Source organism: Pedobacter sp. KH_004 (genome assembly GCF_057840755.1).
Window position 1 is genome coordinate 507,507 of sequence record NZ_CM174519.1, and the last position, 26,015, is coordinate 533,521.

The following is a 26,015-nucleotide window of genomic DNA, read 5'->3' on the forward strand; positions in this document are numbered from 1 at the left end:
AACATGAAACTAAAAACGATCATCCTCATATTTCTTCTTTCCTCTTTTGTGTTTGGTTTTCAATCGATAAATAAATCATTTGTTCCACTGGGTATCGTTGCCCCGATAGAAAAAGATAGTTTAATTCGTGCCGCTGGATTTAAGTTTATTGGAGAATCAGTTGGCAGAATGATTTCACCTTCTCTATCAGAAGAAAAATTCAATAGTAACCTCCAGTCGATCAGTAAATTGCGATCGAAATTATATATGTGCAACGTGATGTTTCCCGGCAATATGAAAATCGCCGGTCCGGATGTTAATGATGCAGTTGTACTTGGGTATGTGGATAGTCTCTTTAGTCGTGCCCAAAAAGCTGGAGTGAGTTTGATTGTTTTAGGAAGTGGGGGAGCACGCAGATTACCTGATGATTACGATGTTAAAAAAGCAAAAGGTGCATTTGTATCACTTTGTAAAAAGATAGCACCAATTGCGGCCAAATATAATGTTAAAATAGCGCTGGAGAATCTTCAGACTAAAGAAACCAATTTTATCAATACGGTGAAATCTGCAGCTGAAATTGTCAGGTCAGTTAACCATCCCAACTTCAGGCTAAACGCAGATATCTTCCATATGAGGAGGGAGCATGAGCCTCCTCAAAATATTATTGATGCAAAAGATTTACTTATTCATTGCGAAATTGCGGAGGATGCAGAGCGGACATTACCCGGAATTATGGGTGATGATTTTACGCCATACCTTGCGGCACTAAAGGCGGCTAACTATAAAGGGCCAATTTTCGTGGAGGCAGGTAGCAACTATTCGGAAGGGCAAATCAAATTCTGCTTCAAATACTTATGCAAACAAATCGAAAACGTTTATATTAACTAATTACTCAATCATTCCATGGAAGATTCCAGAAGAAAATTTATTAAACAATCTGCCATTTTTGCTGCAGCAACCTACGCTGGCACAATGGGTATGAGTGCCAAAAGCTACGGACGAATAATCGGCGCCAACGATAGGGTAAGAGTAGGCGTGGTTGGGTTTTCAGATCGATTTAAGGATACTCTGCTGCCTTGTTTTTTAAATCACAACAAAGACTTGAATTTTGATATTGTTGGTCTTTCCGATTTATGGAACTACCGCCGCGATTTAGGTATTGCACATCTCAAAGAAAAGTTTGGTCATGATATTAAAGCTTGTAAAAATAACGACGAGCTGTATGCTATGAAAGATTTAGACGCTGTGATTATCAGTACAGCCGATTTTCAGCATGCGTTGCATACTATTGAAGCGGTTAAAGCCAATTGCGATGCTTATGTAGAAAAACCTTTCGCCGAAACGATGAATGATGCAAAAGCTGCACTCAAAGCAGTTAAAGCAACTGATAGAATTGTTCAGATTGGTTCTCAAAGACGAAGCGGTGAAAATTATGCAAACGCCGCAAGATTTATTCAGGAGGGAAAATTCGGACCTATTACGGCTGTAGACTTGGTTTGGAACGTAAATCAACCCGGACGATGGCGTAGGCCTGAATTAGTTGCGAAGCTCAAGGAGGCAGATATAGATTGGAAAAGGTTTCTGTTAAACCGGCCAAACGAAGCCTTCGATCCACGGAAGTATTTAGAATATCGTTTATTTTGGCCTTATTCATCAGGGATGCCAGGCCAGTGGATGTCTCACCAGATCGACACTGTTCATTGGTTTACCAATTTAAAACATCCTCGAAGTGTAGTGGCGAATGGAGGAATTTACACCTGGAAAGATGGTCGTAGGAACTGGGATTCGATGGTTGCAGTTTTCGATTATGGTCAGCCCAATACGGAAGATGGATTTCAGGTTACTTTCACTTCCAGAATGCAAAACAGCGTTGGCGATGTTGGAGAAGTTTATTACTCCAATGGTGGTGAATTAAATTTGATCACCAATAAAGTATCTCCAAAAGGTGGATTAAAAGAAAAGGAAGCTGCTGCGATGGGCATGAAAGCCAACCTGCTACCAAATTTTGATTTAAGTAAAACCGAAATAAAGGCAGCTACAGGTGCAAATATGGGTGGCGATTCGCTTACTTCGGGTCACATGAGAAATTGGATGGAATGTGTTCGAAGTCGTAAAACGCCAAATGCTCCGGTAGAGGCGGGCTATTCGCACTCCATTGCCAACATCATGACTAATGCTGCGGTTCGCACAGGAGCGAAATCTACCTTCGACGAAAACAGACAAGAAGTAATTGCAAACGGAAAAGTTTTTAAATATTAATTTCAATACATCATCATTGCGAAACAAGAAGTAATTTTACAAAGGTCGCTATCTAAACCCAAAGGATTAAGATTGTTTCGTATCTCGCAATGACGGCAAATTCAAAACCATGTTAAACATTAAAAAATACAGCATTCTTGCGTTTTCACTCATCAGTCTATCTGCCGCTGCACAAAAAGCAAAACCACTTTTCGATGGTAAAACCTTAAATGGATGGAAAGCCGTAGCCGGAACAGCACCTTACAAAGTGGAAGATGGAGCCATAGTTGGTACCATGACCAAAGGAACGCCAAACTCCTTTTTAATTACCGAAAAAGTATATGGCGATTATGTGCTCGAACTCGATATTAAACTGGAAGGCGAAACTACAAATTCTGGAGTGCAAACCCGAAGTCATATTAAGCCTGAAGGAAATAATGGAAGGGGATTAGTGTACGGGAGACAAATGGAAATCGATCCTACATCGAGATCTTGGACTGGTGGGATTTATGATGAAGCCAGGCGGTTATGGCTTTATCCTTTAGAATTAAATCCATCAGCCAAATCACTTTATAAGAAGAATGAGTTTAATCACTACCGAATAGAAAATATTGGCAATGAGCTAAAAACCTGGGTAAACGGAACTCCGGTTGCCTATGTAATTGATACCCTTGATCAATCAGGTTTTATTGGTTTGCAAGTGCATGGCATTGGAAATAACCTGGAAAACGATGGGAAAAAGGTTTATTTCAAAAATATCAATATCCAAACAGAAGGATTGAAGTCTAAATCTTTTCCGAAGGGAATATACACAGTGAATTTAACCCCGAATACGCTGTCTACCTACGAAAAATCAGAAGGATATAAACTCCTTTTTGATGGTAAAAGCAACGCCGGGTGGGTTGGGGCTTACAAAACAACTTTCCCGGCAAAGGGTTGGAAAATTGAAAATGGTGTAATTAGTGTAGAGCCATCTGGAGGAGCCGAATCTACAAATGGCGGTGATATCGTTACCAAAGAAGAGTTTGCCGCATTCGATATGTCGTTCGAATTTAAGCTTAGCCCAGGTGCAAATAGTGGCGTAAAATATTTCGTTACGCTGAGTGAAAAAAATACAGGTTCGGCAATTGGTTTGGAATATCAGGTTTTAGATGATGTATTGCACCCCGATGCGAAATTAGGCAGAGACGGAAACCGAACGTTGGCCTCGTTATATGATTTAATGACGTCTAAAAAAGAAGCCCGCTATCTTCGCCCAATTGGCAGCTGGAACAATGGCCGTTTAGTAGTTTATCCAAACAACAAGGTTGAACATTATTTAAATGGTGTTAAGGTTTTGGAATATGTACGTGGATCGGAGGAGTTTAAAAAGCTAGTTGCGATAAGTAAATACAAAGATTGGAAAAACTTTGGGGAAGCGCCACAAGGACACATTTTGCTTCAGGATCATGGAAACAAGGTCGATTTCAGAACAATCAAAATAAAGAAAATATAGATGCATCGCAGGTCATTTTTTAAAAGTTCGGCAGCTTTAGCCTCGGGATTATTAGTTGGAGATGCTTTGTATGCATTTAGTGCAGATCGAGTAATCAATATTGCAATGATTGGTTGCGGAGATCGTGGGAAAGGGGTTTTATCTGTTATTAAATCAATGCCGGCAAAATTTAAAGCGGTAGCTTATTGCGATGTTTTAGATTTTAGGCTCAAAGAAGCAGAAAAGTATGTGCCTGCTGATGCAAAACCCATAAATGATTATAAACAAGTTTTAGATAATAAAAATATAGATGCTGTTTTTATTGCCACGCCCTTAAGCGAACATTTTAAAATTGCAAAAGACGCTGTTCTGTCTGGTAAACATGTGTATGTAGAAAAAACAATGACCTATAATATTGCCCAGGCATTGGAGTTAAAAAAGTTGGTTCAAAAATATCCTAAACAGATTTTTCAGGTAGGTTATCAATACAGGTATTCTCCGCTTTATTTCAAGGTTAAGGATATGATTCAAAGCGGCTACCTGGGCAAGGTTTCGCAGATTGATTGCCGCTGGGATAGGAACGGAACCTGGCGCAGAAGTGTTCCGAGCCCTGATTTGGAGCGGAAAATAAATTGGAGGATGTATAAGGAATACTCTGGTGGTTTAGCCGCAGAACTTTTATCACACCAAATCGATTTCATTAATTGGGCATTTGAAACGCAACCAGATGAAATTATGGGTTCGGGAGGGATAGATATTTTTAAAGATGGCAGAGAAACTTACGATAACATCCAGGCAACTTTGCGCTATCAGGAGAAAGGAATGATTGGCAATTTCGGCGCTACCTGTGGCAATGCACATGATGGATACTTGTTCAAAATTAAAGGAACCAAAGGTTCCGTTTCGCTACTCACCAATACAGGTGTTTTTTATCCGGAGGAAGTAACCAGAAAGGAATTGGGAATTGTTGATGGCGTAACCGGCGCTACCAAGATTGTGATCAACAAAGATGGTGGAATCCCGATTTTGGATAAGCCCACGATGGATGGAACCAACTATGCCCTGGATGAGTTTCATCAATCGATTACAAGTGGTGCAAAACCTGTATCTAACATTAATACTGGTACGCAGGCTTCCATTTGCGTGGCTATGTGTAATGAAGCGATCTATTCTGGTAATAAACAGGTTTGGAAGAAAGAATATAGTTTTTAAGGTTTTGAGATTCTGAGGAGTTGTTTTTGGTATAAAAATTAACGCCTATGGTGTCCGCGGCGGTCGTCATTGTGAGAAACTATTTTTCATAGTTTCATGGCAACCTCAACCCAGTAATCATCACGTAAATGAGATTGCTTCAATCGATGAAAAATCGATTTCGCAATGACGGGAAATAAAGAAGTTAATTCTAAAAATGAAGAATCAGCGATTTATGAAACAGATCCTTCGTACCTAAGGATGACAGCATAGCTTCGGCAGGAACTGTTGGAAATCAAAATTACAAATCAGAATAATCCGGGAGCTCTTGTGCAAAAACAAGGCTTCCCTTTTCTAAATCCATTTTGGCATAAACGTGCTGTAAACCATTTGTTAAAACAATCCACTTGGCCTGGTGGATGGAATTGTATCGTGATGCCTGATCGAACACAGAAGGTGTAATTTTAACCTTCGGAGCTTTACACTCAATAAGCATTAACTTTTCACCGGCATTGTTATAAACCAGAATATCGCTTCGTTTTTGCAGTTGATTCAAAACCAGTCCACCTTCAATTTGAATTAGGCTTTTTGGGAATTTTTTGCTGGCGATTAAATCTTGGATAAAATGTTGCCGTACCCATTCCTCTGGTGTTAACACCAAATGTTTCTTCCTTAATTCATCAAAAATAAAAACTACATCATCTTTCCTGGTAATTTTAAATGGATAAGGCGGAAGATTAAGTGGGGTAGGGTTGAACATGCAGTTGTGAGTCGGAAGTTGTCAGTCATTAATTTGGCGCTACCAATTTGCCCCACAATTAATAATGTTCAAAGTTAATATTGTTTATAAACATTTATCAAAATCATAAAAGCTAAATTGTAATTTTACGGCAATGACTGCTACTGAAATTATAAAAGATATTAAAGTGCGAAAATTCAAACCTGTTTATCTTTTACACGGGGAAGAATCTTATTATATCGATCAAGTAACCGATTATATTGAAGACAAGCTGTTGAGTGATGCCGAAAAAGGGTTTAATCAAACAGTTTTGTATGGAAAAGATACGGATATGGCGACAGTTTTAGGCGCCGCAAAACGATATCCAATGATGTCAGATTATCAGGTGGTAATTGTTAAGGAAGCGCAGGATTTAAAATGGGGAAAAGAAGACACTGGCAGTAAAGAGGCAGAATTTGTACTGAATTATTTCGAAAAGCCTTTGCATAGTACCATTTTAGTGCTTGCTTATAAGTATGCAAACTTCGATAAGCGTAAGAAAATCTATAAAGCGATCAATAAGAGTGGTTTGATTTTTCAATCAGATCCTGTTAGAGATTATAAACTCGTTCCCTGGATTGAAGATTTTATCAAAGAAAAAGGTTATAAAATCGATCAGCAAGCCTCGGCTTTGATGGCCGAATATTTAGGAACAGATCTTTCTAAAATTGCGAATGAGATTGAAAAGCTGATGCTAAATGTGCCTAAAGATGTAATTATCAATACAGATTTGGTACAGAAGAATATTGGAATTAGCAAAGAATATAATGTTTTTGAGCTCCAAAAAGCCTTAGCTATTCGTGATGTCTTGAAATGCAATAAAATTATCAATTACTTTGCGAGCAACCCAAAAGCCAATCCCACGGTTATGGTGTTAGCTAATCTAGGTGGTTATTTTACCAAGCTTTTAAAGTATCATTATATTCCAAATAAGGCAGATGCGGCATCTGCTTTGGGTGTTCCTCCTTTTTTTATAAAAGATTATGAAGTTGCCGCCAGAAACTACCACACTGGGAAAGTTTTCCATGTAATTAGCTTACTCAGAGAATACGATTTGAAAAGTAAAGGCTTAGAAAGTTCGGGCAATGTTAGCGATGGCGAGCTTCTTAAAGAATTGGTTTTTAAGATCATTCATTAATTCTTTGATAAAAATTGGTCGATTAAAAGGAAAGGTTACTTAACGCAACAGTTGATACTGTTAGTACTGCACCCATAAATGCTATACGTTCAATAAGTAGATAATGACCAGCCGTTCCCTCTTTGTAGTTTGTTGATAGGCAGATATTCTAAATTGTTTTACATAGATTGAATCTGTAATTAGCGCTATATTACTTGCCGTATTTTGATTGGGTTTGAAATAATTAGAATTTGGATTTTTAGTTTTTCTAAATACCCTAAGCGAAATCTGATCGAGTCTAAAAGACTTAGCATCAGAGACAGCTACTTTTTTACCAAGTCGATTGATTGGACATTGACTATGTAATTACTTGAGACTAAAAGAGCCAATGTTATTATTTTTATCTTAGCCATAAATTGTTTATTTGATCATAAAATAAATATAAATAAATTAACCCTAAACCCCATGCTACAAGGATTAAGAACTATAGTTTATTACGTTGGCGACTTAACTGCTGCCAAAAATTGGTATAAAAAAGTTTTTGATATTGAACCGTATTTTGATGAGCCTTATTACGCTGGCTACAACGTCGGTGGTTTCGAACTTGGTCTAGATCCGGATGATTCGGGTTTTAGCAATGGAAACCATTCCACTACTTATTGGGGTGTTAGTGATATTAAAGGTGTTTTCGAACGGTTTAAAGAATTAGAAGTCGAAATTCATGAAGAACCTAAAAATGTAGGCGGACCGATTTGGGTAGGAAGTATTTTTGATCCCTTTGGTAATGTGATCGGATTAATAGAAAACCCAACATTAGAAGGTTAACGTAATCGAAAAATTTTCAGCTTAATTATCGCAAAGACGTTTCTAAAAGAGGAATGCCATTGTCATTTTAGGAGGATTCTGGTTTATAAAATCAACTCTTAATTGTAAATTTGAATCTTAAATCTATATATGAATCATTGGTTAGTAAAATCAGAACCCTTCAAATACAGCTGGCAAAAGTTTAACGAAGATGGAAGAACTTTTTGGGATGGTGTGCGCAATTATCAGGCTAGAAATAATTTAAAAGCCATGAAAGAAGGGGATTTAGTTCTTTTCTATCATAGCAACGAAGGTAAGAATGTAGTTGGAATTGCCAAAGTGGTGAAAGAATTCTATCAGGATCCAACTACTGATGATGCCAATTGGGTAGTGGTAGATTTATCGCCAGTTGAAACCTTAAAAAACCCTGTATCTCTTGAGCAAATTAAAGCTGAACCTAGTTTGGTGGATATTTCATTAGTTCGCCAGGGGCGCCTTTCTGTAATGCCGCTAAAAGGGGAAGAATTTGATAAGATTTTAGAAATGGGCAGTTAAATTTTTATCAAACCCAGGATAATTATTCATTTTAAACACCGTATTATGAAAACAAGAATCGTAGTTTTAGCTATTTTATCAATCAGTACGTTGTTTTGCAAAGCGCAAATTTCGGATGGAATTAAACCCTACATTGCCATTGTAAAAACGAATGACAGCAAAATTAAAGGCTTGTTTTTTAAAATAGATTCTCAAACGGTTCTGCTTTATTCTGATGAAAAATACCATGAAATAAAAACTTCCGAAATAAAGTCAATAAAATTAAGGGTAACGAAAGCAAGCTATGAATTGCAGAGTTATGTTTTTAAATACGTTGGAAAGAAAGATCCCAACGAATACAAATACACCAACCAGCAAGGAAAAGCGGTAGATAAATGGGGAAGAGAAGAGCCTACACCAGATGAAGAACTTGCTGGAGCTGTTGGCGGGGCTATATTTGGAACAGCGATGGAAGGCGTTGCAAATATTATTGCCGGGTCTTTGCACAATATAAATCCAAGCATTGCTAACTATAAATTTAGTAAAGGGTTTGATTATGGTCAGCTGGAAGCACTTAATTACTATTCCGTTTATTATCAGCAGAATCCAAATACCCTGGCCGAGCTAAACAAAATTAAAGCATTGTCGGCGGGCTTTAAGCCGTAGTGCTTTCCTCTACTTTTTTATTGCTAAATGCTATTCCTAAAGTCATTACCAAACTAGATCCCAATACTACCAAAAACAAGAATGAAGGCCCTACTTCAGCAATTTTCAGCGAAGCTGGTAAATTGAAATAAAGCAATATACTAATCAATCCCCGCGGTGCAATATATAAAATCGGGGCAATCGAATCTTTCTTGAAAATCTTTAGGAAAATAAGTCTGATCACATAAATTGAGGCTAAAATAATAAGTCCGTTGGCAATAATGGGCCAATTATTAAGTTCGTTTATGTTCATGGTAAAGCCGAAAATGACGAAGAAAAAGGTTCTTAAAATAAATGCACTTTCTGCTGATAACTGGTACAGTTGAGATAAATCAGCAGAGAGATTTTTGTATAAAAATACACCTCTGAACCAAACGTTTTGAATGGTATCGGCATTATTCAAAAATAATCCTGTACTCAGAATTAATACCAGCGACGATAAATGATAAGATTGACCGATGGCATACACGAGTATCAAAATGGAAATAATCAAGAAAAACTTAATGTGGTGCACCAATCTGCCCATGATATACAATAAAACAACGCAAGCAATTGCCGATAAAAGAATAATCAAAAATGTACTTAAACCTAGTCCGATAAATGCTGATGTGGTGAGGGAATGATTGGTAATGGCAAAGTTAAAAATGATAATCCCTAAAATATCAGAAAACGAAGATTCGTACACCACAAATTCTTTATCCTTACCACCCAAAGCCGCTGCAGAGGGAATGGCGATGGCAGAACTGATTACACTAAAAGGTATGGCGTTTGCAATGCAGGTGTATAAATCTTTATGCGAAATTTGGTAAATAATTACGGTAATAATGGTGGCTGTGCCAAGTAACACAGTAAGCGCAGAGAAAAACGCACTCTTGATAATCTTGTTTTTATTTCGATCATATTTAAGCTCCAATGAACCTTCAAAAACAATTAAAATTAATCCAACGGTACCTAAAGTTGGTAAAATGGATAGAAAATTGAAGGTTTGAATTTTTAAGTTCTCTACTAAAAAACGAAGGCCAATGCCCAGCAAAAGCAGTAGTAAAACCGATGGTATTTTAGTTTTACTTGCCACTAAATCAAACAGATAGGAAAAGATAACTAATCCGCTTAAAATTATCAGTATGGTATATGTAGTCATATTTTGAGCGAATGTTAAGCTACTAAAATAAAACAAACATGTTAAGCACCAAGAAGTTTTTTGTAAAAATTATGCTTTAAAAAATAGCGCTTTCAATTCGCTGGCATCGTCCGGATTCATTTTGCCGCCTAAAACCAGGCGCAACTGTCTTCTCCTTAAAGCACCCTCAAAAAGCTCAATTTCTTCTGGAGTTTCTGCAATAAGTTCGGGTACTGGAATAGTTCTGGCGCTTTGATCTACCGCTACAAAAGTATAATAGGCTTCATTACTTTTCTGGCGGGCACCACTGGGAATATTTTCTGCCCAAACATCCAGCCTCACTTCTACTGATGTATTAAAAGCTCTTGTAACTTTGGCCTCAATAGTAATTACATCACCTAATTTGATGGGGTGTTTAAAAGAAACGTTATCTACAGAAGCAGTCACTACAATACGATTGCAGTGTTTTTGAGCAGAAATAGCTGCAGCAATATCCATCCAATGCAATAAACGGCCACCCATCAAATTGTTGAGTGTGTTGGTATCGTTGGGTAATACCAGTTCATTCATAATGGTAAAACTCTCTCTGGCAAATTTCTTTTTTAAGCTCATATTCAAGCGCAAAAGTAAATAAAATGCGCCTTAAATCAGCATTTCATTAATCATTTGAAAAGCAAAGCTTCTGCCTCTGCTTAACGTTCGTCCTGCTCTCACTTCAATCTTTTAAAATCTGTTTTTGCTTCATTTAAAGAATATGCTTTAAATTTTAAAAGGATTTCCGGTAAATCAGGTTTAGCTACAGTAGGCAGCTCAAATTGCCCAACCTGTTTACGGCGCTAGATATATTTTAATATAAATTCGACTATCTTTAAACCATCTCCTTAAATACTTACCGATTTACTTTTAGCTTACATTTCTGGAAAAACAATTGCCAGAAACTCATGTTATCCTATCTTAAAATTAAATTAATGCAGAACCAAACCTTAATTCAATATTTTCATTGGTATTACAATGAAGAACAAAATTTATGGAGTAAAGTAGCGCAAGAAGCTACGCATTTGAAAGAAATCGGGGTAACTGGGGTTTGGTTACCGCCAGCCTATAAAGCGAGTACAGGTGGATATTCAGTTGGATATGATGTTTACGACCTTTTCGATCTTGGAGAATTCGACCAAAAGGGAAGTGTAAACACACGTTATGGTTCAAAAGACGAATATTTGAAAGCCATTAAGGCCCTTCAAGATCAGGGAATTTCAGCCGTTGCAGATATTGTTTTCAATCATAAAGCCGGCGGCGATGAATTGGAAAAAGTGCCTGTGAGAACCGTTAATCCTGATAATAGAAATGAATTCACCAGCGATGTTTTTGAAATTGAAGCGTGGACCAAGTTTACTTTTCCAAATAGGGCAGGGAAATACTCACAGTTCATTTGGGACCATCAATGTTTTAGTGGAGTAGATTGGGCAGAAGACCTGAAAGAAACTGCAATTTACTCTATCCAAAATCATTTGGGCGAAGGTTTCGAGGAAGTTCCATCTACTGAATTGGGCAATTATGATTACCTGATGTTCGATGATATTGATTACCGCAATCGTGCCGTTGTGGAGGAGTTGAAATATTGGGGAGAGTGGCTTGTGGAAACTACCAACATAGATGGATTCAGGTTGGATGCGGTTAAACACATCAATCCTGATTTTATTAAGGAATGGATTGACCACCTGGAGGCAAAGTTTAATAAGAAGTTTTTTATTGTGGCCGAAGATTGGAATGTCGAAAATACCGAATCGCAAGAAGAATACCTGCGATTAATGGAAGGCAAAACCCAGATTTTTGATTCCCTGCTGCATCATAATTTCTTCCTTGCCAGTAAGGATGGAGACGGCTTTGATATGCGCACTATTCTTGATAATACACTGATTTCCATCTCGCCTGAACTTGCTGTAACGTTTGTCGATAATCACGATTCTCAGCCTTTGCAAGCCTTAGAAAGCTACGTGGAATTCTGGTTTAGACCATTGGCATACTCCATCATCTTATTAAGAGAGCAGGGAATTCCATGTTTGTTTTTTCCGGATTTATACGGTGGAATTTACGATGATAAAAATCCTGAAGGAGAAGATACACATATCGACCTCGCTATTTTACCAGGCCTGGACATCATGACAAAAATCAGAGCTCATTTAGCCTACGGGGAGCAACGCGATTATTTTGACCACAATAACTGTGTGGGTTGGACAAGAGCTGGAGATGATGAACACGAAAATAGTGGGGTGGCGGTTTTATTAAGCACAGGTGAAGAAGGATTTAAAACGATGGAAATAGGGCAGAGTTTTGCTGGAAAAACATTTGTTGATGCACTTGGATATCGTGAACAGGAAGTGGTAATCGACGAGAATGGGTGGGCAGAATTTCATTGTAAAGCCGGTAGTGTATCGGTTTGGGTTTTAAAAACCGAATAATATTGATGGTAATTTAAAGGTCGGGATTACTAATCCCGACCTTTAAATTACCATCTAACTTTTACAAAAAATCATCTTCTTTCCTATAAGCTGCAATTACAGCTAATTCGCCTTCTTTTCCAGGTTGCGAGTTTCCGTGTTCCATGCCCATCACACCTTTATAGCCTTTTTTATGAAGGTGCTTAAACAAATTTTTATAGTTGATTTCTCCGGTGGTAGGTTCCTTTCTACCCGGATTGTCACCAATTTGGATATAGGCAATTTCATCCCAACAACGGTCGATCGTTTTAATTAAATCGCCTTCGGTGCGCTGCATGTGGTAAATGTCGTACAAAATTTTGCAAGCCGGACTTTGAACGGCCTTGCACACAGCATAAGTTTCGTTAGTTTTCTGAAGAAATAGTTCTGGCGTATCGCTTAGTGTTTCCAATACCATAATTAAGCCATGTGGTTCGAAAATTTCGGCCCCGGCTCGCATCGCATCAATTACATTTGCAAACTGATTTCCATAAGGCAAATTGCGTTCGTAAAAACCCGGAACAACTGTCAGCCATTTCGCATTACATCTTTTGGCTGCTTCAACCGATTTTTTACAGGTTTCTACAAATTTATCCTTAAATTCTTTTTTACCTGTAGTTAAAGAAGTTTTCCAGTTATCGCCGCCATCTACAACGAAAACTCCCATTCGCATTCCAAGTCGAGCCAATAAGGCACCAATCTTCTCTTGCTCCTCTACAGGTCGGTTTAAGTAACCGTTATCTTCAATGGAGCGGAAGCCCTTATCGTACATGAATTGAATTTGATCGAGAAAATTTTTACCTGCGTGATTAGCGAACATCCCCTGGTGTGGCGCATAATCCATATTAAAAGTTTTGTCACTCAGTATCGCGGTCGATTTTTCAGCAGCAAAGGTTTCTGTAAATCCAGCTCCGGCTGTAATGCCACCTGCGGTTAACAGGCTATTTCTTATAAATTCACTTCTTTTCATTTGTTGGTTTTTAAAAATGTAAAGACTTAGTTTTTAATTAATTGCTTAAATCCGTTTGATAAAGTATCGGCTATAGATCCATCCTTTTTTCGGTAAACAAAATAAGCTTCCAGGTATTTTCGATTGGCTACAAATTTTAAAGCATCATCTAGATGCATGCCCATTAAGGCATTATCATACCCATCGGCTGTAATGGCATCTTGTGCATATACGGTTACACTGATCATTTCATTATCCAAAGGATAGCCCGTTTTCGGATCAATTAAATGAGAGATTGTTTTTCGTCCGCTTTGATGGAATTTTCTATAATTGCCCGATGTTGTAATCGCTCCGCTGTTGGAAACTGCGATATGCCTGATTACTGGTGTGCCATCTTTACCTGGTCCCTCGATGCCGATTTTCATTGCGGTTCCGTCTGGTTTAGGGCCGGCAATTCTAATTTCACCACCCAGTTCGGCTACGAAGCTTTTAATTCCTTTCTTAGTCAAATAATTTGCAATCAGATCTACACTGTAACCTTGTGCAATGCCATTAAGATCGATATTTACACAAGGTGATGATTTAGTCAGCATGTTGTTTTCCAGTTTCAGTTTCTCCATTCCTGTGCACTTCAAAATGGTTTTAATTTCTTCGGCAACTGGTTCCCTGTTATTTTCTGCAGGACCAAATCCCCAGGCTTGAACCAGTGGAGCCACAGTGATATCAAAAATGCCTTTGGTGTCACGGTTAATTTCAAAACTTCTTTCTAAAACAGCATTTAAATATGTGTCGAGTTTCGCTCCCTTTGTTGATGAATTAAATTGGTTGATGAGCGATCCCTTTTTGTAAAGAGACATCGATAAATCAATTTCATTCAATAAGCTATCGATTCCGCTTTTGGTAGCAAGGCTATCAGCAGCATAATACATAATGTGATAGTCTGTTCCCTGGGCTAAACCCGTAATCTTATATTGGTTCAATTCTTTAGAACTGAAAATCGAAAAGATTAACGGAAAGCAGAGAAACAGATATCGGTACATTATTTCAGCTATAATACCTTGGTTTTTCCGGGCATAGCAATTGGATATAACCCATTCGCATCAGGCATCAACTTAGGGTTTGCGTCCCAGGCAAAACGTTCGGGCATTAAACTATTGTCGGCAGCTAAGGCTTCATCCCATTTAATGGTTTGCCCAGAATAAGTTGCATATCGGCCAATTATGCCGGTTAAAGTGCTATGAGCGCCATATTCGGCGTTGTCAAATTTATACTCCCCTTTTGAGATGGCATCGAAAAGCTCATCATGTTCGGTTTGATATGGATTTGCATTTCCTTTTGTATTGTGATTATAGATTACATTTCCTTTCCAATCCCACAACTTCGCCTGGTTTCCAGCCGATAAATAGATCTTTCCTTTTGTACCCTGGAAAGTTTCGTCCACCCGGTTAGGAACGCCTTCGAAATGTTTGCATTGGCTATAAACCACCGATCCATCTGCATAGGTTAATTCCACAGCGTGATTATCATAAATTTCTCCATAATCTTTTCCAGTTCTCCAGGCCCTGCTTCCCGTACCCTGCACTGAAACGGGATGTGTACCTTTTATCCAATTTGCAATATCGATATTATGGACGTGCTGCTCCACAATATGATCGCCACATAGCCAGTTAAAATAATACCAGTTTCGCATCTGGTACTCCATTTCAGTTTGATTTGCCTTACGCGGATTCACCCAAACACCACCACTATTCCAAAATACCTGACCAGAAACGATATCGCCAATGGCGCCCTCTTGAACGCGTTTCATCGCTTCGCGATAGTTGGCTTGATAACGGCGTTGCAACCCGACAACAACGTTGAGCTTTTTGCTTTTGGCAATTTCGGCTGCGGCTAAAACTTTCCGAATTCCCGGTGAATCAACTGCAACAGGTTTCTCCATAAAAACGTGTTTTCCTTGCTTAATGGCTTCTTCAAAATGGATTGGTCTGAAACCAGGAGGCGTTACGAGCAATACTACATCTGCCAAAGGAATTGCTTTCAAATAAGCATCAAAACCAACAAACTGACGTTCTTTAGGCACGTCCATTTTGTCGGCAAATTTGGTGTTTAAAGATTGGTAACTGCTATCCAAACGATCTTGAAACGCATCTGCCATGGCTACGAGTTTGATGTTGAATTTAGTGCCTAGTGCTTGAAATGCTGCACCCGTACCTCTATCTCCACAGCCTATTAAGGCAATTTTAATGGTATCGCTTCCCGAAGCATAGGCTCCGGCAAGCGGAATGCTGCTTAACATAGCGCCACCTGCAAGCAAGGCAGATGATTTTAAAAAATCTCTTCTATCGTTTGTGTTTGGTTCGTTTTTCATTCCTGATTTTGGGTTTGTGGTTTTATCAGTTCGGTTTATAAATCTTTTATAGGTTGTTTATTATAGTAAGCTTCTATTTCTGCTTTACTTGGGGCTTTAACCGGGCGGACCAGGCGCATGCCAACAAAAGGGGCTTCAGGAAACCACCAATTGCTTTTCGGAATTTGTGGATCAAGCTGTTTCCAGGATGGGTCGGAAGCCAACCTGACTGTTGATCGAAGATTTTCAGCTGCTTCATCGTAAGAGCCGCCACGAACAACATGTGGATATAGCTTTTCGGGCTTAGCGACAGGGTTTTCAGCTATTTTACCTTCACCGAGCTTATAGAAATCAGCAACATATTGATCATAGGTCCATTCGCTCACATTGCCATGCATATCAAACAGACCCCAGGCATTTGGTTTCTTTTGCCCTACCTGATGTGTTTTATTATCGCTATTATCGGCAAACCAGGCATAATCATTTAATGTTGCGGCCTCATTACCGAATGAATAGGCTGTGTTAGATCCAGCTTTACAAGCATATTCCCATTCTGCTTCGGTAGGCAAGCGATAAAAAATACCTGTTCGTACATACAGCCATTTACAAAACTGGATAGCGTTATATTGGGTCATGCCCACTGCTGGCTGGTTGTCTTTTCCCATACCAAAAGTCATATCCAGATAAGGCTTTGTGGGCCGTGTAACCGCATCAACCTCTGCTGGAACAGCAGCTGTACTGGCTTGCTTTTCGAAATCACGATACAAAAAAGGTTCGAAAACATTCCAGGTTACTTCGTACTTGCCCATCCAGAAAGCAGCTAACTTTACCTGGTGAACGGGTTGTTCATCTGGTTTTCCAGTTTTGCTTCCCATATAAAATGTACCTGCAGGAATTGGCTCCATGTCAAAGCTCAACCTGGTGCCGTCAATATTCTGGGTATACGATTTTTGAGTTTCCTGAGCATAGATTTGCAGGCAACTAATTGAAATTAATGCAAATGCGAAAATTGTTTTAAACATAATTTTGGTTAGAAATGCCTGCTGAAAGGCATTTACGGTTACTCAATAATCTGATTACTAAAGTAATTAACCAATATTAAACTGACGAAATTTAATGTAACAATAAAGGTATAGTTGACAATTAATCGCAGTTCTTCGCACTAGCGCCTATCAACTACTTTATTACTGATATTGGCAAAACCAACTAAGGTTTCCCATCTCGCACCAGGGCGACGATAATACACAAAAACCTGATAGGTGTTTTCTGTTTCGAAAAAGGAGCCTTCAAAAGGCTGACTTTCCAGAGTCTTGGTTTCGTTATTGTACCAGGCATACTCGAAATCATATATCCCTTGCTTCAGCATAATATTGGCATAAAACTGTTTCCGCCCTGCATCATAAATCATTTTGTTTTCTTTACTTAAAGTATAGTTATTAAAACGACCAATTACATAGGCATCGCCATTGGCTGATGGGGCAGGAGCATTCAATGTGAAAAGTACGCCCATATATTCGGCTTCAGTTTTGTCGTCTCTTCCATCAGTATTCTTGATGAAGAAATTGCCATTCTCATCATATTGGTTGGCAAAAGCACCGGTATTTCTCGGCGCATCCTGAAAAAGCATGACGTTTACCGATTCACTATCGCGATAAATATCTTTCACATTATCGGCTTTGTATCGTAAACTTCTGGTGTCAAATTTTCTGAATTCATTATCACCCCAAAAATCGTTGGTGGTCAAATCATTAAATACAAGTTGATTAGGGCGGATAAACGAGGGACGGGTATTTATTTGTGCGGTATTGGAGTTGAAATTCTGCATCACAATCGCCTTCAAATCCTGATAAGGATTAGGAATAGGCATGCTGTGATTGATGGTAAAATTGATCTTTTGCTTTGTATTCCGATCTGCCACCTGCATAGATTTGGTAACCTCTGCTGCCACGGCCACCTGATTATCTACAATATAAAAACGCTGCGATATTGCCGGCTGATTTTTATCGCCATCGAGGTAAACCTTTAATATATAATTTCCACCAATTTTTAGCTGTATCTGTGTATTAGGGAAATTTAATTCATAGTGGGTATACTTCCTGGTGGTGTTCGATGAGTAACGGTAGTAAATGATTCTATCGTCATTAAAGCCGCCTAGATAATCTATTGTTGATATTCTTGATGGCTGCCAGTCTGAAGTACAATGCTCTATAGAATACCAATAATTTTTAGTTCCAGCCAGCAAATCATCGAACGAAAAGGTGATGGTCTCCGAAGAATTTAATTGGATAACAGGTAAACTTTGCTCACGGGTGCTGTTATAACAAAGAACCGTTTTAATATTAGGGAGGTATATTTTATTCTCGTAAACGAAGTTTTTATCGGTTTGTGAAAAGCTTAGGGTGGGGATGAAAAATAAAAGTATTACGATTAGTTTTTGCATGGTTAAAAGTAAATAGTATTAACCACAGATGAAAAGGATAACCACGGATATTTTTTAATTGCGTTAAAAAGCATCATGTATATGATTGAATCGTATCTCTAAACTAATTATTTTGCATAAGTTTCATTACGGATTTTGCTCTCGTTTGCCGTGTCTCCGCGGAAAGAAATGACAATAAAAAAGCCACAGAATTTTTTCTGTGGCCTAATTTTTTAATCTGCGAATCTGCGGCAAAAACTAGCTTTCCAGCTCCATAATTTCGGCAGCTAAATTTTCCCATTTCGTTTGGTTGCTATCTAAATCCTGTTTGGCAGCTAAATAACGTTTGTTGGCTTCGGCCAATTTATCAGCTTTGCTGTAAACATTTTCATCAGCCAATTCTGCTTCAATATTTTTTACTGCTGCTTCCAGTTCTGCAATGGATTCTTCAACCTTTTTCAATCCATCATTCAATTTTTTCAATTGACTGGCCGTATTTGGTGTAACAGCTTTTGGCTCTTCTTTCTTCTTTTCAGGCATTTTTACCGGAATAGGTTTCGATACCGGAATTTCACGTTTGCTGTTCCACTCTTCATATTCGGCATAGGTACCAGGGTATTGCTTAATCTGTTCATTTTCAATAAACCAGATTTTATTTGCAACATTATCCAGGAAATACCTATCGTGAGAAACGGCTATAAATGTGCCTTCAAATTGTTGTAAAGCCTGAATCAAGATGTTAACAGATTGAATATCTAAGTGGTTGGTAGGCTCATCGAGAATTAAAAAGTTCGAATCTGTTGTTAACGATTTTGCTAAAGCCACACGAGATTTTTCACCTCCCGATAACACCTTAATCTTTTTGAAAACATCATCTCCTGTAAATAAGAAACAGCCTAAAATACTACGTAACTCCGTATCTGTATGTTTCGGTGCGAAAGCTTGTAATTCCTCCAGAATGGCATTGTCAAGATGAAGCGACTCCAACTGGTGCTGGGCAAAAAAGGTAGTGGTTACATTATGACCGGTTTCGCAGAAACCTTCAAATTTCTCGGTTCCGGCAATCATCCTCAATAAGGTCGATTTTCCTTTACCATTCGCACCAATCAGGGCAATTTTATCACCCTTCTCAATTACTGCTTCAGCATCTTGAAGGATGTGAACATTAGGGTAATGTTTGGTGGCGTGTTCGATACGAACTACATGTCGGCCTGATGGTTTGGTAAATTTAAAACTGAAGTTTACCGTCGGATTATCGTCATCAACGTCATCAATGCGTTCCATTTTATCTAAAGCTTTCATCCGCGATTGCGCCATTTTAGCTTTCGATGCTTTTGCCTTAAAACGTTCGATTAAACGCTCTTCCTGCTTAATTTTTGCCTGCTGATTTTTAAACTCACCTTTTTGAATTTCCCCACGTAGTGCTTTTTCTTCCACATAGAAACTGTAATTTCCAGCATAAACGTTTAATTTTCCTTTGCGAGATTCGACCGTACGGTTTACAATTTTATCAAGGAAATACCTATCGTGTGAAACAATTACAATTGCCCCTTCAAAACTCGCCAAGTAGGTTTCCAACCATTTAATGGAAGGTAAATCCATGTGGTTGGTCGGCTCATCCAAAAGTAAAATATCAGGGTCTTGCAATAAGATTTTAGCCAGCATCACACGCATACGCCACCCTCCAGAGAAGGTATTTAGTGGACGGTGTTGGTCTGCGGTACTAAAACCCAAACCTGCCAAAATTTCATTTGCTCTATATTCAATGTTGTAGCCATCCAAAGCTTCAAATTCCTGCTGCTTATCGCTTAGCTTATATAAAACTTCTTCACTATAATCAGTTTCAATTTTTTTCAGTAGCTCTTCAATCTCATCGTGTAGCTGGTTTTGTCGCTCAAAAGCTTCCATGGCCACATGCAAAATACTATGGTGCGAATCGTAAGAAAGCAAATCCTGGTTTAAATAGCCGATTTTTAAGTCTTTTGACATAGAAACCGTACCCGAACTAGGTGCATACTCGCCAACAATTATTTTTAAAAGTGTTGATTTTCCTGTACCGTTGGCGCCAATTAAACCAGCTCTATCACCGGGTTTAATGTGCCAGTTCGCCTCGTCGTATAAGGCTCTTGAGCCAATTAGGAATGTTAAATTATTTATTGAAATCATTTCGGCTGCAAAAGTACGAATTTTAAAGGCTTGTTTTATTTCTAAAATCAAATAGGAAGTTAGCTTGATATAGCCAGTTTTTTCAGATTTAGGAAAGCAAAGAAACTATAATTTCTGTTTTTTAGGCGAAATCGAGAAAATCGGTCGTCAAAGTTAAATGATGATGAACAGGCAAGAATCTATTTCATTAGTCATCCCCAATAAAATAATAATACATTTGGTTTAAAACCAAACAGCCATGAGCAACGAAAACGTTAAAATTATCAGCAAGGAAATCCTATCAGATAATTGGTATACTTTAAACAAAATCAAATTTGAGTATAAAACCAATGGTGGTGTAATTGAAACGCAGGAACGCGAAGCTTATGATCGGGGAAATGGTGCTACAATTTTACTGTACAATAAAGAAAATCAAACGGTTATTTTAACCCGTCAATTTCGGTTGCCAACCTACATCAATGGCAATGAGAGCGGAATGTTAATTGAAACCTGCGCTGGTTTGCTGGATAAAGATAATCCTGAAACGGCCATCAAACGCGAAACCGAAGAAGAAACAGGTTACAAAATTAGCGAGGTTAAAAAGGTTTTTGAAGCTTATATGTCGCCTGGTTCTGTTACCGAATTCTTTATTTTTTCGTAGCAGAATATTCAAAAGAGATGAAAGTAAACGACGGTGGTGGCCATCACGAAGAACAAGAGAACATCGAGGTTCTGGAACTGCCTTTTTCAAACGCCCTGGAAATGATTGCAACCGGTGAGATTAAAGATGGCAAAACCATTATGTTATTGCAGTATGCAAAAATAAATGATTTGATGGGCTAATTGCCTCGGCTATCTGCTTCATTCTAACTTATCGGGGTCTCATATACTTTTCTAAAAAAATAACTCCCGATATATTTTGATGTTAAATAAATCTCCGTACATTTGTACTGTAATAAAAATAATTACAGAATGAATAATAGCCGGTTTCCGATTTCATTACACATTTTAACCTTGCTCGATGATGCGAAAGGTGCAGTAGTGAGCTCAGAATACCTGGCTGGAAGTATTAACATTAATCCGGTACTGGTACGAAAGGAGATCATTAATTTACGTAAGCATGGTTTTGTTGATAGCAAAGAGGGGAAAGGCGGAGGTTCATTTTTGGCAAAAAGCGCTTCTGAAATTAATCTTGGTGAAGTTTATCAAGCAGTTAAAAGCAATAATATTCTGGGGCAAAGTAAAAACGAGCCAAATCCTAAATGCCCAATAGGGAAACAAATTAATCAACACTTAAATACACTCTACAGCGATGCAGAAAACGCGTTAATCGAAAATTTATCAACGCAGACACTGGCTGATTTTGCATTAAAATTTAAATAAAAATTTTTTATCCAAAACTGTAATAAAATAAGTTTCAGTTATGATCTTCCAATCTTATTCATTCATTCACTCATTCAAAATTCACTCATTCAAAGATTCAATATTCACCAATTAAAATAAAATAACATGAAAGTAGCACTAATAGGCGCCTCAGGATTTGTAGGCAAAGCCCTTTTAAATGAATTAATTAGCCGTGGAAATGAAGTAGTTGCCATAGCCCGTGACGCCACCAAAATTGAAAACGCTGACGAAAAAGTAAGTAAAGTTGCGGTAGATGTTTTGGATACCGATCAACTTGCAGAGGTTTTAACGGGAGCAGATGCGGTAATAAGCGCATTTAACGCGGGTTGGACTAATCCAAATCTTTACGATGATACTTTGGCTGGTGCAGAGGCAATCCTGAAAGCAGTAAAAGCATCGGGAGTAAAACGTTACATTTTTATTGGCGGTGCCGGAACTTTGCAAATTGACGGAACCCAGTTGGTTGATGGTCCCGATTTTCCAAAGGAAATTTATCCTGGAGCATCTGCTGTAAGAGATTATTTCAATACTTTAAAACAAGAGAAAGAATTGGATTGGGTGTTTTTTAGTCCCGCTATTGAAATGCATCCAGGTATTACAATCGGTAAAACCGGAAAATATCGTTTAGGTAAAACCTCACCGGTTTTTAATGAAGAAGGTCGCTCAATTTTATCTGTTGAAGATTTAAGTATCGTTTTGGCAGATGAATTGGAGAATGATGCACATCACCAGGAGCAATTTACTGCCGCGTACTAAGGAAATAAATTATTAATGGAAGGCGGGAACTTGATGTAAAATATAATGATCTATTTTAAATGACGATTTGCGAACAGGATACAAATCGCCACTTAAGTTGCAATCCATTTATATTAGGCGTCTAACATTTTCCATCTTCCATTACCTTCCATTTTCCATATTTTATTTATCTTCGTGGCATGTATCGCCTTATTAAACCAATTTTCTTCAAGTTTGACCCCGAAAATGTTCATTATTTCGTTGTTAAGCGATTAAAGTGGTTTAATGATAAGTTTCCTTTGGGTAAAACCATTATTCGCAGCAGTTTCGATGTTCATATAAGAGGTTTGGAGAAGGAGGTTTTCGGTATAAAATTTAGAAATCCGGTAGGTTTAGCTGCAGGTTTTGATAAAAACGGTGAGTATGTGGAGGCGTTAAGCAACCTAGGCTTTGGTTTTATCGAAGTAGGTACAGTAACGCCAATGCCACAGCCAGGGAACGATAAGCCACGCATGTTTCGTTTGCCAAATGATGAAGCCTTAATCAATAGAATGGGTTTCAATAATAAGGGCGTTGATGTAATGGCAGAGCGTTTGCGATTGCTTAAAGACAAACATCCGGATATAGTTGTGGGTGGAAACATCGGTAAAAACAAAGCAACGCCGAATGAAGATGCCGTAAGTGATTACATTAAATGTTTTGACCGACTATTTGATGTGGTAGATTATTTTGTAGTCAATGTAAGCTCGCCAAATACTCCAGGTTTGCGAGAACTTCAAGAAAAAGAACCGCTGAAAAATATCTTGAATACACTGCAGCAGCGAAATAAAAAAAACGATATCTCTCGACCAATTTTACTAAAAATTGCACCTGATTTAACAGATGCGCAACTCGATGATATTATTGAAATTGTAGCAGAAACAAAAATAGCAGGCATTATCGCTACCAATACAACTATTAGCCGTGAAAATTTGGCCACCGAAAAAACTTTAGCCGCAGAAATGGGCGGCCTAAGTGGTAAACCGGTTAAAGAGCGTTCTACGGAAGTGATTCGCTATCTTTCAGAAAAATCGAATAAAGCTTTTCCGATTATTGGGGTTGGCGGAATCCATTCCCCACAAGATGCTCAGGATAAATTGGACGCTGGTGCCTGTTTGATTCAGCTTTACACCGGTTTTATTTACGAAGGTCCCGGACTAATCAAATCAATTTGCAAAAGTTTGGTTAAATAAGATTATGGAAAGATCCATGAGAATTATACTCTTAATATTTTCTCCATCTTTTTGCCTTTAGCCAGTTCGTCAACTAGCTTGTCTAAATATCTTACTTGCCTAGTCAACGGGTTTTCGATCTCCTCAATGCGATAGCCGCAAATTACACCTGTAATTTTTTCAGCATTAATATTTAGTTTAGCCTGCTCGAAAAAAGTTTCGAATGTCACTTTTTGATCGACAAGCTCCTGCTGTTTGTGCTCATCAAATCCAGTTAACCATTCTATCACTTGTTTTAGTTCTTGTTCTGTTCTGCCTTTGCTTTCAACTTTGGTTACATAGTGTGGATATACCCCTGCAAAAGTTAGCCTGGCAATTTTTTCGTTATGAGATGCATTTTCTTTCATTTTTCCAGTTTTTCCGAAGGATAAAAATAAGAAAAAACGAAAAAAATATATCGCTTTTAGTTTTCAAAAGTCGAATCATAACACTTAATGATGGTATCGAAGAATAAGATCGATACCATCATAAAAAGCTATTCGTATCCGTGTTCGAATTTCAAGCATGCATAAAACAGCTAAGTAATTATGCGGCTTGGTTTAAAATTCCACATCATCCGCCAGATTACCCCCTTGTTCTGCTGCAAAAATTTCCGCATATTCCTTTTGCTTTTCTTCTCGATATTTATTGAACAAGTCTAAAGTTTCAAAAGGCTCATCATTCGTGATAGGCATCCATTGCATCGCTACGGCCTGGAAGTCGCCCAGGTTAATCCCAAATTTTTCTTCGATCCATAGTGCCCCGTCAACACCATATTCATAAGCGGCTTGCCTGGCACCATTTAATTCTTCATAAAAATAGCGGTCTGTCTTCATTTTTTCCAGGTTTATTGCACCTTCCTCTGTAAGCGATGCCTGTAAACCCCCAAGTTTTGGATGCTGATCGGCCTCCGAAATATTTTCCAAATTCCATGGTAACTTCAAATGTATGGTCTTCCTGCATCCTAGTAATCCAAATTGCCGAAGCTTCTTCAAAAACTGCAGGTTCGATACCTAGTAGTTTGCAAATGTCTTTCACATCAATTGCAGAAGCCATTTTTGCTGAAATTGCCGCATAATCTTGTATGCTTACCCCGTGAATAGGTTCTAATAATGGATTGCTCATGGCGATAAAGTTTAGTTGGTTTGGTTATTATGATCTCTTAATAAGCTGCCGCGATGATGGAAGTAATGGCCTCGATAATTTTTATAGTTTGCGAATTCATCATTTATAGGTTTTGGTTTGATAAATTAAACTTTAGGCTATAATAGTGGGTTTAAAATGTTATTGAGCAATGGAAATATTTTCAGAGAGTAAATAATTAAAATTCAAAATCTTATTCATCTCCATTTTATTGTCCACATTTTCCATTCGAGATCGATATGCATCGCCATAAATGAAAATATGTGTATTTTCTATCTGATAGTATTTTAAACAGAACAAAGACTGCACAACTGCTTGATTGCTACTTTCATCAAATACAATTTCGTAACCGATAACACTATTTTTGTCACGTTTATAAGTTAAGATATTGGGCTGGCTTGCCAAAAAGCTATCGATATTAAAAGCTGTTGTATCTGTCGACATCCAGATGGTAAGTTGCTTTAATCCGAAATCATTTTCTTTATGGTGAAGATCATAAATAATAGAGCGATCTATTAAAGTTCCAATTTTGATGTTCCCAAAAACCTGATTTTTTAAGTCTCCTGATTCTTTAATCTCAATTTCTTTCGGGATTTTAATGAGAATTTCCCTTCCCTGATTATTTATTAAGGTATCTGTTTTTTGCGGCAGTTTAGTGATCGGGTTGAGAACAATTTGAGGGTTTTTGCCTAGCTCAAGCTTCAAATTTTCAACCTTTTTTTGCATTTCTTTTTGACGAAGAACTGCATCATTCATACTTTTAAGGTATTCTTCCTTACTAATCTTCTTAAATTCTAGAATCGTATTTTTCGAGCCCGACAGTGTGGCATTATCTTTAAATTTGATTTTAAAAGCATCGCCATCAAACTCGTTTGCATAGATCTCATAATAGTCCTTATTCGGAATTTGGAGCTGACGGAAATTTTTGAGTTTTTTTGTTTCGATTGTGAATTTTTCGGGAAGTTCAAAAAACAGGCTATCATTTCGCTTTATAAAGTGGAAATTATAATCTACTACCTCTTGCATCAGGTCGCCGTTAAGCCCCCTAAATGGTTCTTTATTTTCTCTGTAAATGTCACTCACTTTCCAGTAGCTTTCCTTTTCCTGCGAACTACAACTTATCAATAAGAAAGTAAAACAAAGCAGTAATAATGGTTTTATTGCACTCATTTTAAAGGGATTTTTTTAATTCAATTTAACATTACA

General features: G+C 38.0%; 27 protein-coding genes. 14 read left to right on the forward strand and 13 right to left on the reverse strand.

All coding sequences use genetic code 11. From position 1 onward, the window contains the following. The first annotated feature begins 3 nt into the window (after positions 1-3). The 4 genes from AC3ITD_RS02320 to AC3ITD_RS02335 all read left to right on the forward strand — a co-directional run bounded on the left by AC3ITD_RS02320 (position 4) and on the right by AC3ITD_RS02335 (position 4,903). Positions 4-867 (forward strand): sugar phosphate isomerase/epimerase family protein, encoded by an 864-nt coding sequence (locus tag AC3ITD_RS02320; protein ID WP_489363635.1) that lies wholly within the window; start codon positions 4-6, stop codon positions 865-867. 15 nt (positions 868-882) lie between these two features. Next, a complete protein-coding gene (locus AC3ITD_RS02325) occupies positions 883-2,238 on the forward strand; it encodes a Gfo/Idh/MocA family protein (protein ID WP_489363637.1) in 1,356 nt (451 codons plus the stop codon). 109 nt (positions 2,239-2,347) lie between these two features. Beyond that, positions 2,348-3,712, forward strand: a complete 1,365-nt coding sequence (locus AC3ITD_RS02330) for a 3-keto-disaccharide hydrolase (RefSeq protein ID WP_489363639.1) — start codon at positions 2,348-2,350, stop codon at positions 3,710-3,712. Further along, positions 3,713-4,903 (forward strand): Gfo/Idh/MocA family protein, encoded by a 1,191-nt coding sequence (locus AC3ITD_RS02335; protein ID WP_489363641.1) that lies wholly within the window; start codon positions 3,713-3,715, stop codon positions 4,901-4,903. Between the two features lie 280 nt (positions 4,904-5,183). Here AC3ITD_RS02335 and AC3ITD_RS02340 read toward each other — a convergent pair whose 3' ends face one another. Further along, entirely contained in the window at positions 5,184-5,642 is a 459-nt protein-coding gene (locus AC3ITD_RS02340) for a type I restriction enzyme HsdR N-terminal domain-containing protein (protein WP_489363643.1), read from the reverse strand. Between the two features lie 133 nt (positions 5,643-5,775). Here AC3ITD_RS02340 and holA point away from each other — a divergent pair, with 133 nt between their 5' ends. The 4 genes from holA to AC3ITD_RS02360 all read left to right on the forward strand — a co-directional run bounded on the left by holA (position 5,776) and on the right by AC3ITD_RS02360 (position 8,781). After that, entirely contained in the window at positions 5,776-6,798 is a 1,023-nt protein-coding gene (gene holA / locus AC3ITD_RS02345) for a DNA polymerase III subunit delta (RefSeq protein ID WP_489363645.1), read from the forward strand. 444 nt (positions 6,799-7,242) lie between these two features. Next, positions 7,243-7,602, forward strand: coding sequence for a VOC family protein (locus AC3ITD_RS02350; protein WP_489363647.1), 360 nt, complete (start codon positions 7,243-7,245; stop codon positions 7,600-7,602). A gap of 129 nt (positions 7,603-7,731) precedes the next feature. Then, on the forward strand, positions 7,732-8,136 hold the full coding sequence (locus AC3ITD_RS02355; protein ID WP_489363649.1) for an EVE domain-containing protein: 405 nt from the start codon (positions 7,732-7,734) through the stop codon (positions 8,134-8,136). Between the two features lie 45 nt (positions 8,137-8,181). Beyond that, the gene (locus AC3ITD_RS02360) at positions 8,182-8,781 is read left to right on the forward strand and encodes a hypothetical protein (protein WP_489363651.1); all 600 of its coding nucleotides are present in this window, start codon (positions 8,182-8,184) and stop codon (positions 8,779-8,781) included. On the opposite strand, the gene AC3ITD_RS02365 is transcribed toward AC3ITD_RS02360, so the two are convergent. Next, positions 8,771-9,961: a cation:proton antiporter domain-containing protein gene (locus AC3ITD_RS02365; RefSeq protein ID WP_489363653.1), complete on the reverse strand. Its 1,191-nt coding sequence runs from the start codon at positions 9,959-9,961 to the stop codon at positions 8,771-8,773. The genes AC3ITD_RS02360 and AC3ITD_RS02365 overlap by 11 nt on opposite strands. A gap of 69 nt (positions 9,962-10,030) precedes the next feature. Then, positions 10,031-10,552: an acyl-CoA thioesterase gene (locus AC3ITD_RS02370; RefSeq protein ID WP_056849543.1), complete on the reverse strand. Its 522-nt coding sequence runs from the start codon at positions 10,550-10,552 to the stop codon at positions 10,031-10,033. A 356-nt stretch (positions 10,553-10,908) separates the two neighbouring features. Between AC3ITD_RS02370 and AC3ITD_RS02375 the strand changes: the two genes are divergently transcribed. After that, the gene (locus tag AC3ITD_RS02375) at positions 10,909-12,399 is read left to right on the forward strand and encodes an alpha-amylase (RefSeq protein WP_489363656.1); all 1,491 of its coding nucleotides are present in this window, start codon (positions 10,909-10,911) and stop codon (positions 12,397-12,399) included. A 61-nt stretch (positions 12,400-12,460) separates the two neighbouring features. Here the strand turns inward: AC3ITD_RS02375 and AC3ITD_RS02380 are convergent, their stop codons facing one another. The 6 genes from AC3ITD_RS02380 to AC3ITD_RS02405 all read right to left on the reverse strand — a co-directional run bounded on the left by AC3ITD_RS02380 (position 12,461) and on the right by AC3ITD_RS02405 (position 20,298). After that, positions 12,461-13,387 (reverse strand): hydroxypyruvate isomerase family protein, encoded by a 927-nt coding sequence (locus tag AC3ITD_RS02380; RefSeq protein WP_489363658.1) that lies wholly within the window; start codon positions 13,385-13,387, stop codon positions 12,461-12,463. A gap of 26 nt (positions 13,388-13,413) precedes the next feature. Continuing rightward, positions 13,414-14,346, reverse strand: a complete 933-nt coding sequence (locus AC3ITD_RS02385; RefSeq protein ID WP_489363660.1) for an FAD:protein FMN transferase — start codon at positions 14,344-14,346, stop codon at positions 13,414-13,416. Positions 14,347-14,414: 68 nt separating this feature from the next. Next, on the reverse strand, positions 14,415-15,734 hold the full coding sequence (locus tag AC3ITD_RS02390; RefSeq protein ID WP_463487829.1) for a Gfo/Idh/MocA family oxidoreductase: 1,320 nt from the start codon (positions 15,732-15,734) through the stop codon (positions 14,415-14,417). A gap of 35 nt (positions 15,735-15,769) precedes the next feature. Then, complete coding sequence (locus AC3ITD_RS02395) at positions 15,770-16,735, reverse strand: formylglycine-generating enzyme family protein (RefSeq protein WP_489363662.1); 966 nt, start codon at positions 16,733-16,735, stop codon at positions 15,770-15,772. Between the two features lie 140 nt (positions 16,736-16,875). Next, positions 16,876-18,153 carry a type IX secretion system plug protein gene (locus AC3ITD_RS02400; RefSeq protein WP_489363664.1) on the reverse strand — a complete coding sequence of 426 codons (1,278 nt, stop codon included), beginning with the start codon at positions 18,151-18,153 and terminating at the stop codon, positions 16,876-16,878. Positions 18,154-18,390: 237 nt separating this feature from the next. After that, the gene (locus AC3ITD_RS02405) at positions 18,391-20,298 is read right to left on the reverse strand and encodes an ABC-F family ATP-binding cassette domain-containing protein (RefSeq protein WP_489366622.1); all 1,908 of its coding nucleotides are present in this window, start codon (positions 20,296-20,298) and stop codon (positions 18,391-18,393) included. A gap of 238 nt (positions 20,299-20,536) precedes the next feature. Here AC3ITD_RS02405 and AC3ITD_RS02410 point away from each other — a divergent pair, with 238 nt between their 5' ends. From AC3ITD_RS02410 to AC3ITD_RS02430, 5 genes are all read left to right on the forward strand, one after another. Further along, positions 20,537-20,938 (forward strand): NUDIX domain-containing protein, encoded by a 402-nt coding sequence (locus AC3ITD_RS02410; RefSeq protein WP_489363666.1) that lies wholly within the window; start codon positions 20,537-20,539, stop codon positions 20,936-20,938. Between the two features lie 17 nt (positions 20,939-20,955). Then, positions 20,956-21,120 carry a hypothetical protein gene (locus AC3ITD_RS02415; protein WP_489363668.1) on the forward strand — a complete coding sequence of 55 codons (165 nt, stop codon included), beginning with the start codon at positions 20,956-20,958 and terminating at the stop codon, positions 21,118-21,120. A gap of 129 nt (positions 21,121-21,249) precedes the next feature. After that, on the forward strand, positions 21,250-21,660 hold the full coding sequence (locus AC3ITD_RS02420) for an Rrf2 family transcriptional regulator (RefSeq protein WP_265797936.1): 411 nt from the start codon (positions 21,250-21,252) through the stop codon (positions 21,658-21,660). Between the two features lie 126 nt (positions 21,661-21,786). Further along, entirely contained in the window at positions 21,787-22,437 is a 651-nt protein-coding gene (locus AC3ITD_RS02425; RefSeq protein ID WP_489363671.1) for an NAD(P)-dependent oxidoreductase, read from the forward strand. A 179-nt stretch (positions 22,438-22,616) separates the two neighbouring features. Further along, a complete protein-coding gene (locus tag AC3ITD_RS02430) occupies positions 22,617-23,648 on the forward strand; it encodes a quinone-dependent dihydroorotate dehydrogenase (protein ID WP_265797934.1) in 1,032 nt (343 codons plus the stop codon). A 23-nt stretch (positions 23,649-23,671) separates the two neighbouring features. Here AC3ITD_RS02430 and AC3ITD_RS02435 read toward each other — a convergent pair whose 3' ends face one another. The 4 genes from AC3ITD_RS02435 to AC3ITD_RS02450 form a co-directional block, all read right to left on the reverse strand. Beyond that, positions 23,672-24,034 (reverse strand): DUF2200 domain-containing protein, encoded by a 363-nt coding sequence (locus AC3ITD_RS02435; RefSeq protein ID WP_489363673.1) that lies wholly within the window; start codon positions 24,032-24,034, stop codon positions 23,672-23,674. Between the two features lie 192 nt (positions 24,035-24,226). Next, complete coding sequence (locus tag AC3ITD_RS02440; protein WP_489363675.1) at positions 24,227-24,592, reverse strand: DUF6620 family protein; 366 nt, start codon at positions 24,590-24,592, stop codon at positions 24,227-24,229. Then, entirely contained in the window at positions 24,477-24,791 is a 315-nt protein-coding gene (locus AC3ITD_RS02445) for a DUF6620 family protein (RefSeq protein WP_265797931.1), read from the reverse strand. Before AC3ITD_RS02445 ends, AC3ITD_RS02440 begins: the two co-directional genes overlap by 116 nt. 159 nt (positions 24,792-24,950) lie before the next feature. Continuing rightward, positions 24,951-25,979, reverse strand: coding sequence for a hypothetical protein (locus AC3ITD_RS02450; RefSeq protein WP_489363677.1), 1,029 nt, complete (start codon positions 25,977-25,979; stop codon positions 24,951-24,953). Positions 25,980-26,015: the final 36 nt, after the last annotated feature.

What these genes read in the sequence shown, in the direction of transcription:
- AC3ITD_RS02320 (WP_489363635.1), top strand. Translation starts at nt 4, where the DNA reads ATGAAACTAAAAACGATCATCCTCATATTTCTTCTTTCCTCTTTTGTG.
- AC3ITD_RS02325 (WP_489363637.1), top strand. Translation starts at nt 883, where the DNA reads ATGGAAGATTCCAGAAGAAAATTTATTAAACAATCTGCCATTTTTGCT.
- AC3ITD_RS02330 (WP_489363639.1), top strand. Translation starts at nt 2,348, where the DNA reads ATGTTAAACATTAAAAAATACAGCATTCTTGCGTTTTCACTCATCAGT.
- AC3ITD_RS02335 (WP_489363641.1), top strand. Translation starts at nt 3,713, where the DNA reads ATGCATCGCAGGTCATTTTTTAAAAGTTCGGCAGCTTTAGCCTCGGGA.
- AC3ITD_RS02340 (WP_489363643.1), bottom strand. Translation starts at nt 5,642, where the DNA reads ATGTTCAACCCTACCCCACTTAATCTTCCGCCTTATCCATTTAAAATT.
- holA (WP_489363645.1), top strand. Translation starts at nt 5,776, where the DNA reads ATGACTGCTACTGAAATTATAAAAGATATTAAAGTGCGAAAATTCAAA.
- AC3ITD_RS02350 (WP_489363647.1), top strand. Translation starts at nt 7,243, where the DNA reads ATGCTACAAGGATTAAGAACTATAGTTTATTACGTTGGCGACTTAACT.
- AC3ITD_RS02355 (WP_489363649.1), top strand. Translation starts at nt 7,732, where the DNA reads ATGAATCATTGGTTAGTAAAATCAGAACCCTTCAAATACAGCTGGCAA.
- AC3ITD_RS02360 (WP_489363651.1), top strand. Translation starts at nt 8,182, where the DNA reads ATGAAAACAAGAATCGTAGTTTTAGCTATTTTATCAATCAGTACGTTG.
- AC3ITD_RS02365 (WP_489363653.1), bottom strand. Translation starts at nt 9,961, where the DNA reads ATGACTACATATACCATACTGATAATTTTAAGCGGATTAGTTATCTTT.
- AC3ITD_RS02370 (WP_056849543.1), bottom strand. Translation starts at nt 10,552, where the DNA reads ATGAGCTTAAAAAAGAAATTTGCCAGAGAGAGTTTTACCATTATGAAT.
- AC3ITD_RS02375 (WP_489363656.1), top strand. Translation starts at nt 10,909, where the DNA reads ATGCAGAACCAAACCTTAATTCAATATTTTCATTGGTATTACAATGAA.
- AC3ITD_RS02380 (WP_489363658.1), bottom strand. Translation starts at nt 13,387, where the DNA reads ATGAAAAGAAGTGAATTTATAAGAAATAGCCTGTTAACCGCAGGTGGC.
- AC3ITD_RS02390 (WP_463487829.1), bottom strand. Translation starts at nt 15,734, where the DNA reads ATGAAAAACGAACCAAACACAAACGATAGAAGAGATTTTTTAAAATCA.
- AC3ITD_RS02395 (WP_489363662.1), bottom strand. Translation starts at nt 16,735, where the DNA reads ATGTTTAAAACAATTTTCGCATTTGCATTAATTTCAATTAGTTGCCTG.
- AC3ITD_RS02400 (WP_489363664.1), bottom strand. Translation starts at nt 18,153, where the DNA reads ATGCAAAAACTAATCGTAATACTTTTATTTTTCATCCCCACCCTAAGC.
- AC3ITD_RS02405 (WP_489366622.1), bottom strand. Translation starts at nt 20,298, where the DNA reads ATGATTTCAATAAATAATTTAACATTCCTAATTGGCTCAAGAGCCTTA.
- AC3ITD_RS02410 (WP_489363666.1), top strand. Translation starts at nt 20,537, where the DNA reads ATGAGCAACGAAAACGTTAAAATTATCAGCAAGGAAATCCTATCAGAT.
- AC3ITD_RS02415 (WP_489363668.1), top strand. Translation starts at nt 20,956, where the DNA reads ATGAAAGTAAACGACGGTGGTGGCCATCACGAAGAACAAGAGAACATC.
- AC3ITD_RS02420 (WP_265797936.1), top strand. Translation starts at nt 21,250, where the DNA reads ATGAATAATAGCCGGTTTCCGATTTCATTACACATTTTAACCTTGCTC.
- AC3ITD_RS02425 (WP_489363671.1), top strand. Translation starts at nt 21,787, where the DNA reads ATGAAAGTAGCACTAATAGGCGCCTCAGGATTTGTAGGCAAAGCCCTT.
- AC3ITD_RS02430 (WP_265797934.1), top strand. Translation starts at nt 22,617, where the DNA reads ATGTATCGCCTTATTAAACCAATTTTCTTCAAGTTTGACCCCGAAAAT.
- AC3ITD_RS02435 (WP_489363673.1), bottom strand. Translation starts at nt 24,034, where the DNA reads ATGAAAGAAAATGCATCTCATAACGAAAAAATTGCCAGGCTAACTTTT.
- AC3ITD_RS02445 (WP_265797931.1), bottom strand. Translation starts at nt 24,791, where the DNA reads ATGAGCAATCCATTATTAGAACCTATTCACGGGGTAAGCATACAAGAT.
- AC3ITD_RS02450 (WP_489363677.1), bottom strand. Translation starts at nt 25,979, where the DNA reads ATGAGTGCAATAAAACCATTATTACTGCTTTGTTTTACTTTCTTATTG.